At 33.3% G+C, this 11,549-nt stretch carries 9 protein-coding genes; 5 read left to right on the forward strand and 4 right to left on the reverse strand.

What is annotated here, in order from left to right; all coding sequences use genetic code 11:
* Positions 1 to 96: 96 nt before the first annotated feature.
* From dnaX to miaE, 3 genes are all read left to right on the forward strand, one after another.
* Entirely contained in the window at positions 97 to 1,806 is a 1,710-nt protein-coding gene (gene dnaX, locus ES676_RS13590) for a DNA polymerase III subunit gamma/tau (protein WP_148370872.1), read from the forward strand.
* A gap of 63 nt (positions 1,807 to 1,869) precedes the next feature.
* Positions 1,870 to 2,445, forward strand: a complete 576-nt coding sequence (locus ES676_RS13595) for a hypothetical protein (RefSeq protein ID WP_148370873.1) — start codon at positions 1,870 to 1,872, stop codon at positions 2,443 to 2,445.
* Positions 2,432 to 3,013 carry a tRNA-(ms[2]io[6]A)-hydroxylase gene (gene miaE, locus ES676_RS13600; RefSeq protein ID WP_148370874.1) on the forward strand — a complete coding sequence of 194 codons (582 nt, stop codon included), beginning with the start codon at positions 2,432 to 2,434 and terminating at the stop codon, positions 3,011 to 3,013. Before ES676_RS13595 ends, miaE begins: the two co-directional genes overlap by 14 nt.
* 67 nt (positions 3,014 to 3,080) lie before the next feature.
* Here the strand turns inward: miaE and ES676_RS13605 are convergent, their stop codons facing one another.
* The 4 genes from ES676_RS13605 to ES676_RS13620 all read right to left on the reverse strand — a co-directional run bounded on the left by ES676_RS13605 (position 3,081) and on the right by ES676_RS13620 (position 7,224).
* Complete coding sequence (locus tag ES676_RS13605) at positions 3,081 to 3,614, reverse strand: porin family protein (protein ID WP_148370875.1); 534 nt, start codon at positions 3,612 to 3,614, stop codon at positions 3,081 to 3,083.
* 101 nt (positions 3,615 to 3,715) lie between these two features.
* Positions 3,716 to 4,627: a Ppx/GppA phosphatase family protein gene (locus ES676_RS13610; RefSeq protein WP_148370876.1), complete on the reverse strand. Its 912-nt coding sequence runs from the start codon at positions 4,625 to 4,627 to the stop codon at positions 3,716 to 3,718.
* A 5-nt stretch (positions 4,628 to 4,632) separates the two neighbouring features.
* Complete coding sequence (ppk1, locus tag ES676_RS13615) at positions 4,633 to 6,690, reverse strand: polyphosphate kinase 1 (RefSeq protein ID WP_148370877.1); 2,058 nt, start codon at positions 6,688 to 6,690, stop codon at positions 4,633 to 4,635.
* Positions 6,691 to 6,729: 39 nt separating this feature from the next.
* Positions 6,730 to 7,224, reverse strand: a complete 495-nt coding sequence (locus tag ES676_RS13620; protein ID WP_148370878.1) for a SixA phosphatase family protein — start codon at positions 7,222 to 7,224, stop codon at positions 6,730 to 6,732.
* A 301-nt stretch (positions 7,225 to 7,525) separates the two neighbouring features.
* Between ES676_RS13620 and ES676_RS13625 the strand changes: the two genes are divergently transcribed.
* Positions 7,526 to 8,008, forward strand: a complete 483-nt coding sequence (locus tag ES676_RS13625; protein WP_148370879.1) for a hypothetical protein — start codon at positions 7,526 to 7,528, stop codon at positions 8,006 to 8,008.
* Positions 8,009 to 8,022: 14 nt separating this feature from the next.
* On the forward strand, positions 8,023 to 11,549 hold a 3,527-nt coding region (locus tag ES676_RS13630), incomplete at its 3' end, for a SprB repeat-containing protein (protein WP_148370880.1).

Here is an 11,549-nt window from a genome sequence, read left to right on the forward strand (position 1 = left end):
AAAATAGTCAAATTGTTAATAAATTGTACTAATTTAGCAAATCATTCTTACTAAATTACAATCGAATTTTTAACTTTGTTTTTCAAATAGATTTCAATGGAACATTTTGTAGTATCAGCACGAAAATATAGACCACAAACATTTAAAGATGTTGTGGGCCAAAACGCTATTACAAATACCTTATTAAATGCCATTGAAAACAATCATTTAGCTCAAGCCCTTTTATTTACTGGCCCTCGTGGTGTTGGTAAAACGAGTTGTGCACGTATTTTAGCTAAAATGATTAACAGCGACGGTAATGAAACTGGCGAAGAAGATTACGCTTTTAATATTTTCGAACTCGATGCGGCGTCAAATAACTCGGTAGATGATATTAGAAGTTTAACCGATCAAGTTCGTATTCCGCCACAAGTAGGAAAATACAAGGTTTATATTATTGATGAAGTACATATGTTATCTCAAGCCGCTTTTAATGCCTTTTTAAAGACCTTAGAAGAGCCGCCAAAGCATTGTATATTTATTTTAGCAACGACCGAAAAGCATAAAATTATACCAACCATTTTATCGCGTTGTCAGATATTTGATTTTAAACGTATAACGGTTAAAGATGCTAAAGCGTATCTAAAATACATTGCTAACGAGCAAGGCATTACGGCGGATGACGATGCTTTACATATAATTGCACAAAAAGCAGATGGAGCAATGCGTGATGCCTTATCCATTTTCGATCGTGTGGTTAGCTTTTCAGGAAAACAGTTAACGCGACAAGCGGTAACAGAAAACTTAAATGTATTAGATTATGAAACGTATTTTAAAAGTACCGATTTAATTATCGAGAACAAAATACCCGAGTTGCTAATGCAATTTAACACCACCTTATCGAAAGGATTCGATGGCCACCATTATATTGCTGGATTAGCCTCCCATTTTAGAGATTTATTAGTCTGCAAGAATCCTGCAACATTAGAACTCTTGGAAGTTGGAGAACAAACGCAAGCATTATATCAAGAACAATCTAAAAAAGCGACTCAAGAATTTTTATTAAAAGGTATTGAGTTAGCTAACGACACCGATTTAAAGTATAAATCCAGTAAAAACCAACGACTCCTCGTTGAACTTTGTTTAATGCAGCTTGCCTCTATCACTTTCGATGGAGAAAAAAAAAATAGCAGTCGTTTCATAATCCCGCCCTCTTATTTCAAAAAACTGGGTATTACACCTATTCCGGTAAAACAACCAGCAGTTAAAGCGCAACCTGCAAAACCCACTGTAGTTGAAAATCAGGTATCGCAACACAGCGAGACACCAAGTAAACCTTCGCCAAAAATAACAATTAACAGTGGTAAGAAAGCCACTTCGGGGTTGTCTTTAAAAAGTATTCGTACAAAAAAAGAGCATCTTATTAAACAGATGGATGTTGTGGTGGATGAAGAAAATTTGCCTCGCGAAAAATTTCACGAAGACGATTTTTATGAGTTTTGGAACGCTTATATTAAACAGCTAGAAACCGATGGTAAAATGAATTTAGCTTCTATTTTATCGATAGATAAGCCCAAATTGAAAGGCACTACAATTCAGCTTACATTTCCTACGTCTACAAATAAAGTCGAAGTTGAGCGTCAGCAATATGATTTAATGCAGTTTTTAAGACAAAATCTTAAGAACTTCGATATTAGCTTAGAAATTACTGTTAATGAAGTTATGCAAAGTAGATTTGCCTATACTCCAGACGAAAAATACGAAAAGTTGAAGGAAAAAAATCCTAATATAGAATTACTTAGAAAGGCTTTCGATTTAGATTTATAATCGGTAGGCTCTCCCTTTTTGCGTTAATTCTAGTATCTTTATAATGCATCAATTGTATTTCAAATGAAAAAACATCTTGCTGTTATCGTTTCTATTGTCCTCTTGTTAATTCTGGGTTGTGACGGACAAGATCTCAGGCATGCATCGGCTAGCGAGGTTTTAAAAAGACACCAATTGTTAGATTCTTTTTCTGAACGTATTCAATTCACACCAAAAAAATATACCGAAATACAACACGATACGATCTTAGCTTCTGGGTATAATGTAAAAATAAAATACTATTCGGATATGGACTTATCGACAAGTATTATAAAGTACTACAAAGCCGATGCGCTTTCTATAAAGCACTATTACAGACGTTTTAATGCTAATATAGATATCACTCAAAAAGAAAAAATAATATTCTCTGAAGTTATCAATACAACGTTTTTAGAACAGCAAATTAACGTTCAGTTAACGGATTATATATTAACGAATATAGAGTTGCTTCAATCGCCCGAAGACTTATTATACACTACACAACTCTATCTAGAGTTTTGTAAACCTGGCAACAAACGCTGTAAAAAATATATTTTGCGTTTTCAAAAAGACAATACATTTTACATTAAAGAAACAGATAATAATTATGTTAGGACTTAAATTACCAACAGACCCGCGTTGGGTAAACATCGTAGAAAAAAACATTAAAGATATTTTAACCGATCATGCTTTTTGCGAACAAAAAGCTGCAAGTACGGCAATTTCTTTAATAGTAAGTTTTCCAGAATACTCTGATTTGGTTCAGGAAATGACAGCTTTAGTTAAAGAAGAAATTAGTCATTTTAAAATGGTACACGACAGGTTATTAGAAAACGGCTGGATTTTAGGTCGCGATCGCAAAGACGACTATGTCGCTAAGCTAATCACCTTTTTCCCGAAAGGAGGTAGTAGAACAACACAATTAGTACACAGATTGCTTTATGCTGCTTTAATTGAAGCCAGAAGTTGTGAACGCTTTAGATTATTATCGGAAGAATTAGAAGATAAAGATTTGGCTGAATTTTACAGAAAATTAATGGTAAGTGAAGCCAACCACTATACTATGTTTTTAGGCTTTGCAAGACAGTATGGAGACCTTGAAGAAGTCAATGAAAAATGGCAAAGCTTATTAGCGTTTGAAGCTGAAATAATGAAAGATTTAAGCGTACACCAAAGTATTCACGGTTAGAACTTAGCACCCATAAAAAAGCCAACATTCAGTAAATATTGGCTTTTTAATTATGTTAAGGTTTGGCTTAGAATTTTACTCCAAATCCAATTTGCATATTAGTGTTTATTGCTTCTAGTTCAACTTCGTCATCAAAAATGTTAGTTAAACCGTAAGAGTATCTAAAATCTAAAAAGAACTCATCCGTTAAAGCATATTCGAACCCTGCAATACCTGAGAATGATAAGTTTTGAATTCCGTCTTGGTATTCGTGTGCTTTTAAGCTTGCTTGTGGACCAACTCCTAAAGCAATACGATCTGATACTTTAAATTTTAATAACACTGGAAGTTGAATAAAGTCTAAACGTAACGCTTCTTCTTTAGCACCTTCTGCAGAGAATTGAATTTCTGGAGCAATAGAGAATCCTTTAGAAATAGGAAATTCACCAAAAAATCCAATTGCAAAACCATTTCTGTGCATATTTTCTACACCTGCCGGAACTTCTGGATCGAAATCTAAGTTAGAAATATTGAAACCTGCTCTAACTCCGTATAAAGCATCTTGACTAAAGCCATAAAACGAGCACATAACTAGTGCTAATAAAAGTAATGTTTTTTTCATAATTTTTGGTGTGTATTTTTTGTAATAAATTTAACTGTATTTTGGTCAAGCTAATATATATTAATTTTTTAAGAAAAGAAATACTATTAAGACGAACTGTACTATTTTAACTTTGTATGGCTTAAAACTGTCTCGTGATAGATACTTTTTATGATCCCATCTGATAGCCCTATTTTGGGAACATAAATATCTTTTGCTCCACTCCATTTCATAGCCGATAAATAGATACGTGTTGCTGGAATAATTACATCTGCTCTATCTTGATTTAGATCTAATTCCGTAATTCTTTCTTCGTAAGAATAAGTTTGTAACATATTGTAATACGACGTTAAATAAAAGTAAGTTAACGGTTTACCCAAAGGTTTACCTGAAATCTTAAAAATTTTATTAATATTTCCTCCAGAACCTAAAACATCTATTTTATCAATATTTTTAGTTTTCTCTTTTATCCACTTTTCAAGCTCTCCCCAAGTTTCTTTTTTAACGATATCATTTAATAAACGAACCGTTCCTATTTTAAACGATTTTGAAACTATTTTCTCCCCCTTATCAATAATACTAAACTCAGAACTCCCGCCACCAACATCCACATAAAGATACGTTTTACTCGTATCTATAAAGGCGTGCAAATCGGTTGCTGCAATAATGGCCGCTTCCTCTTCACCCTCAATAATATCTATATTAATATTGGTTTCTTCTAAAATTAAGTCCGCTATTTTTTTTCCGTTTGATGCCTCACGCATTGCAGAGGTGGCACACGCTTTATATTTTTCAACTTTATGAGATTTCATCAGGAGTTTAAAGGCTTGCATTGTATCTATCATTCTAACAACATTATCCTTAGATATTTTGTTATTTAAAAAGACATCACTACCTAGACGAATAGGAACTCGCACTAAAGAGCTCTTTTTAAAACGCACAGGTTTACCTTTTTCTTCAATGATGTTAGATATTAAAAGTCGGACAGCATTAGAACCTATATCTATTGCTCCATATTTTTTTATTGAAAGCATATTTTTTAATTAAGCTTGTTTTTTAAATATTCGTAAGTAGCGAACTGTGAGCGTACTTTTGGGGCGTTATTTCGTTTATACGTATTATCTTGAGTCTCGTTTAATATTCTTGCTTTAACGTTATCGTTCCAACAAATATCGAAAGTGTCCATAATCTCAGACTTTATAGAATCTTGATAAATTGGACAGCTAACCTCTACTCTGTTATCGATATTTCTTGTCATCCAATCGGCTGAAGAAATATAAATTTTTGGATCGTTATTATTACAAAAAATGTAAAGTCGTGTGTGCTCTAAAAATTTATCGATGATACTAACCGCTTCAATATTCTCGCTCAACCCTTTAACCCCTGGAACCAAGCAGCAAATACCGCGTACAATCATTTGTATTTTTACTCCTGCATTACTCGCTTCATATAACTTATCAATCATTTTATAGCTCGAAATGCTATTCATTTTTAGCCTTATATATGCTGGCTTTCCTGCTTTTACATTTTCAATTTCATTATCTATTAAATGAAAAAAAGCGTTTTTAGTATAATGCGGCGAAGTAATAATGTGTTTATATCGATAGATGCGATAATTAACTTGAAAGAAATTAAAGACCTTATTAATGTCTTTCAAAATTTTATCATTTGAGGTAAACAAAGTATAATCAGTGTAAATTTTGGCGGTAGATTCATTAAAATTTCCAGTACTTATAAAGCCATAACGTTTTATTTTATGATCTTCTTCGCGTTCTATAATACACATTTTACTATGAACTTTTAAACCTTGAACGCCAAAATAAAGTGTCACGCCTTCACGTTGCATTTGCTCGGCATATTCAATATTCGCATGCTCGTCAAATCGCGCTTGAATTTCCATAGAAACGGTTACATTTTTACCATTTTTAGCCGCATTTATTAAAGAACTTGCCACGTGAGAAATTTGTGCTAATCGATAAATAGTAATTTTAATACTTTTTACTTTAGGATCTAGAGCGGCTTCTCGTAAAAATTTTACTGTATATGCAAATGTTTGGTAGGGTGTATACTGTAAATAATCTTGTTTTGCGATGTCTGTAAAAATACTAGTCTCTAAACTCAATCCCTTAATTGGTAATGGTTTAATAGCTGCGTATAATAAATCTGCACGTCCCAAACTTGGGAAATCCATATAATCTCTACGATTGTGATAACGTCCTCCAGGAATAATACTATCAGACACATCAATTCCCATTTTATTCATTAAAAAGTTAAGAGTGCTTTTATCGATTGTTTTATCGTAAACAAAACGCACAGGTTCGGCGTCTTGCCTATCCTTAACGCTATCGCTAATTTTTTCCATAAAACTTTTACTCAAATCACTTTCTAAATCCAGCTCGGCATCTCTTGTTATTTTAATCATATGTGCCGAAATAGCAGTATAATCAAAAATATTAAAGATATCATCTAAGCAATAACGCAATAAATCGTCCATCATTATAATACAATTTTTGTCACCTATTTTAGGTAGCGCGACAAAACGATTTATATTTTTAGGAATCTCTATTAGAGCATATTGATAATCAGTATCTGTTAACGTCATTTTAATCGCTAAATAGGCTGCACTATCCTTTAAATTTGGAAGCTTTATAGAGTCGTTAAGAATAATGGTTACCAATGCCGGACTAACATTCTGAATGTAATACTGTTTTATGAACGCTTTCTGTTCCTCATTAATATTGTCTTCTTTTATGATGAAAATATTTTCTTTTTCTAATTGACTTTGAATGGCGCTTAAAATTCGTAGACTATTAGATTGTTGCGTAATTACGGTTTGCGTAATTTTCTCTAACAATTCTGAAGCTGTAATTCCTCCAAGTTCACTTTTACCCGCTTTACCTGCCTCATCTATTCGTTTAATAGTGGCGTAACGCACTTTGAAAAATTCGTCTAAATTATTCGAAAAAATACCAACAAAACGCAGTCTTTCAATTAAAGGCACTGTTTTATCTGAAGCCTCTTGTAATACACGAGCATTAAACTGCAACCAACTTAATTCGCGATTTATATATATTTTGTTAGAATTTTTCTTAACCATTAAAATGAATTTAGTAACAAATATATTGTATTGATTTGATTATTTTAAATGTTTTGGAAATACTATTTTTTTTGTCTGGCCCATAGTTAGGTTTTTCCAAGAAGAAGTCTCAAAATGTATTTCTAAAAAACCAGAAGTAGGAACATTGGCAATGTACTCATTTCCAAAATTATTAGCAATAGCAGTTAAGGCATTATTATGACCAAAAACCATTATTGTATTTAAAATATCATCACATGATTTTATCACTTCAATAACTTCATGTCCTGAAAAATCGTATAGATTATCTATAAGTTTAAAATCTACTATGTTAAACCCTAAATTATCTATAAATATTTGTGCTGTTTCTTGCGTCCTTTTCGACGGGCTACACAAAATGACATCTGGAGTTGAAGCCCCATCCTTTAAAGAGTTTGAAACCAAATTTGCATCGTTAATGCCTCGTTTTTTTAATGGTCTTTGCATATCTGACACGTTATGCCGCCATAATGACTTCGAATGTCTAATCAAAATTAAAATTTTTACGTTATTCATCGTGTTTTCTTATACTTTTATCGTTAATTTACTTAAGTAATCGCTTTTAACGATTATTTAAGTGATTTACCTCATTTTTTTGTTTTGTGCTGAAAATCAGGTTTATTTTGTAACCAGCTATTATTATCAATACCCAAATCTAATTTTGTTCTTATATATTAACCTATTTACCCACCTTTCACAGTGAAATCTGAGTTGTATTACAATTAATTTACGAAATAAAAGTAGTTAATTTAATATGAAATTATTTTTTACATTGATAATCAGCTAAATCTAAGTAATAAAAATAAAATTTCAGGATATGAAAAAAGTACTCCTTCTTTTACTTGTTTTAAATGTAACATACAACAGCTATGCGCAAACACCAGTCGTATTAAAAGAATCCAACTTAAATAGTAAAGCCTATGTTTCTAAGAATAAATTGGAACCTGTTTTAAGACTTTATGGGGATCAAAAATCTGGTATCTCTTATTTTGAAGACAACCAAATTCACTTTTTAAACGCTGAAAACGGCATTAAAAAATTATATATAAATAGTGCTGATTTATCACGTTTAAATAAACCGTTTCGATTTTCTGAATCCATTGAAATGCTATTAATAAAAGTAACCGATTTAGACTTCGATTTAGATCGTATAGATTGTTCTAAACTTTCTGCGTTTAAATCACTAAAGTATGTGTTTTACATTATTGAAACAAAACTAGATACCCAAAAAAAATTATCAAAACCGAACTGTTTTTCTAACGTAATATTGCAATATATTAAAATAGAAATCCCTTCTTAATAATAGTACTAACTATGAAAAATTTTACTCTTAATAATTTTCGCTTTTTAATAGCTTTCTGTATAGGACTCTTTTTTGTAGGAAACTCTTTTGGCCAAGTAAGAAAAAACTTTACCCCAAGAGTTTCTATTTATTCTCTTGGAAAAACGATCTATAATGTTCGTGGTGATTTCACTATGATAGGGAACACGAACCTTACATTAAGTTCATACGGTGATAATACTGGTAACAACAATATAATGAAATATGTTGATGTTGATAATGATAACTCTACGGACAACTCATCTTCAGCAACGTTAAACTTGTCAGATGAAAATGGTGCGAATCCTGAGTGTTCTAACATTATTTATGCGGGTTTGTATTGGACGGGTAGAAATACTAACAATTATACTAACTTAGAGAGGAGAACTGTTAAATTTAAAACTCCTGGTCAGTCGTCTTATACAACCTTAGAGGCTAATGCAAATGATATTCAATATCCCGGTGATAACAATATGTTTGCAGGTTATATAGAAGTAACAGATCCTGTTAAAGCCGGCGGTCTTGGAGAGTATTTTGTCGCAGATATTGCAACCTCTCAAGGAAACGGTGGAGGAACAGGATACTACGGAGGTTGGGGAATGGTTGTGGTCTATGAAAATTCTGAAATGAATTGGCGAGATATTACCGTTTTTGATGGGTATGCTTATGTAAGAGGAAGCACTGTTGCTGATTATACTTTTGGTATCTCAGGATTTAAAGCCGTTCAAAATGGTGATGTTAATTTTAAATTAGGAATGATGGCCGGTGAAGGAGATAGAAATATTTCTGGAGACTATTTTCAAATTAAAAACACAAGTAATAATTGGGTAAGTTTAAATCACCCTGAAAACTCATCAGGTAATTTCTTTAATTCTACTATTTATACCGGAGGCAACACTAGGAATCCTAATCTTTTAAACAATACTGGTATGGATATTAGTATGTTTAATGTTGATAATACAAACAATAATATAATTGCAAATAACCAAACTTCGGCAAGTTTTAAATATGGCTCAACCAGAGATACTTATATAATTTATAACGTCACTTTTTCTGTGGACGCTTACGTGCCAGAAACTAATGGTGTTTTAACTGCAAATACAGTAAATGATGCTCCAAATCCTGTGCCCTTAGAAGTAATACCGGGTGATGGTGTACAATATGGTTTAGAAATTACAAATAACGGTACGGAAACCACAAACAATACGGTAATTACGCTGCCTATTCCTTATACTTCTACCTATCAGGCTGGAAGTATTAGTTATACTGTTCACCCTCCCTTAAATTTAAACACGGTACCTGCTCCATACTTTGATATTACTTTAGGGCCAACAGGTTCCATTGTATGGGAAATTGGAGATTTACCATTACCCAATAATCCAGGTGATGTTTTAGCTTACCTATCTTTTGATTTAGTAGCAACTACAGATTGTGCGCTTTTAGTAAATGCTAATTGTGGTACTAATGTATCGTTAACAGGTTCTATAAGTGGTATTGGAGAAACCTCTCAAACTACTTTTAATCAACCATTAATACAAGGGTATCAAACCTCTGGAGATTGTTTAGGAGAGCCTATACCTACTCCAACCGTAATACCTATTAACTCGACACAATTTGTTAATGAGAATTGTGGCAGTTACACGGCTGTTCAAGATTTTTACTACTGTAACATTGGTTCTACACCTATTTCTGTAATAGAGGTTGCCCCTCAATTTCCGGCAGGAACACAATTTTATAACGAATACCCCTTAACAAACAATACAATTCAATATAACAGCTCTAATTCGTTCCCTCCACAATCAGGAACTTATTATGCTATCCCCCCAGGATCGACAACGTGTTATTACCAATTCACAATTAATGTAGAAGAAGTTATATCGGTTCCAACAGCAACAGATGTTGAGTATTGTGAAGACGAGACTGCCATTCCTTTAACGGCTACCCCCTCTAATCCAGACTATATACTATTATATTATACAGATAATAACCCTAATACTTATGGGCAATCATCGATTTCACCTAATACAGAGACACCCGGAACAACAACTTATTATGTTGCCGAAGGTATCGATGCTAGTTGTATGAGCCCGAATAGAGTTCCAATCGTGGTAAAAGTCTACGATAAAATCACCATAACCTTGATTACAAACACGCCCAACTCTTGTAATAACACGAGTAATGGAGCTATTGATATTAATGTTTCTGGCGGTTCTGGTAACTACACCTATTCTTGGGAGGATACAGCGAATTCAACAACTCAAGATATTTCTAATTTATCGGCGGGTAATTATATAGTTACTGTAAATGATTTAGATTCTAGTTGCTCTGCAACTGCAAACTTTGATATCTTAGTAAATGATACTATTGCTCCTGTTCTTACTGCACCAGAAAGCATTACTGTTGAAGGGTGTTCTACAAGCGATATTACTAATGGTAATTTAACCGATTTATCATATAATGGAACACCAAATTCGATTACTGAAGCACAGTTTACTGCTGAAGGCGGTGTTTTTACTGAAGAGAATGTGGCAAGTATAACTTATCAAGATTCTGCTTCTGGATCTTGTCCTATCACTGTAACTAGAACATTTAAAATAACTGACGACTGTGGTTCTACAGCAAATGCTACTCAAACTATTTTAATTAATGATACTACTCCTCCAACAATAACTGCTCTACCTGGGGAAACTACAATAGAGTGTGATACTGTTCCTGTGTGGGCCGAACCGAAAGGAGCTGACAATTGCGATTTACGAGTGATTTTAACATTCGAGGATGTAACAACAGCTGGAGATTGCGAAGGTGAATATTCAATTACAAAAAACTGGACTGCTACTGACGCTTGTGGGAATGAAACGAATGTATCACAAACAATACATATAAAAGACACGACGGCTCCAACCTTCACGGTTCCTGCAACAGTAACTTTAGAATGTGATGAAGATGTTACAGACTTAACAGTAACTGGAGATGTCACTGACGAAGCTGATAATTGTGATACTGGAACACTTGAAGCAACGTATACAGACGGAGCAGTAACCACAGGATTTTGTGCTAACGAATACTCCTTTATTAGAACTTGGACAGTAACGGATGCTTGTGGTAATATAAATACTCAAACTCAAACAATCATTATAGAAGACACTATTGCTCCTACATTTACAGCACCTCCTAAAGTAACTATAGAATGTGACCAAGATGTTACAGACTTAACATTAACTGGTGATGTAACAGACGAAGCAGATAATTGTGCTAACACTGGTTTAGAAGCAACGCACACTGATGGACCAGTAACTGCTGGATCTTGTGCTAACGAATCATCTTTCATTAGATCATGGCTTTTAACAGATACGTGTGGAAATGGAACTATACAAACACAAACTATAATCATTAAAGACACAACGGCTCCAACCTTTACGGTTCCAACTGAAGTGACTTTAGAATGTGATCAAGATATTACCGACTTATCAGTAACTGGTGATGTTTCTGATGAAGCTGATAATTGTGGAAACGCTGTTTT

It is taken from the genome of Bizionia saleffrena, from assembly GCF_008086175.1.
In the GTDB taxonomy this organism is placed as follows: Bacteria; Bacteroidota; Bacteroidia; order Flavobacteriales; family Flavobacteriaceae; genus Bizionia; species Bizionia saleffrena.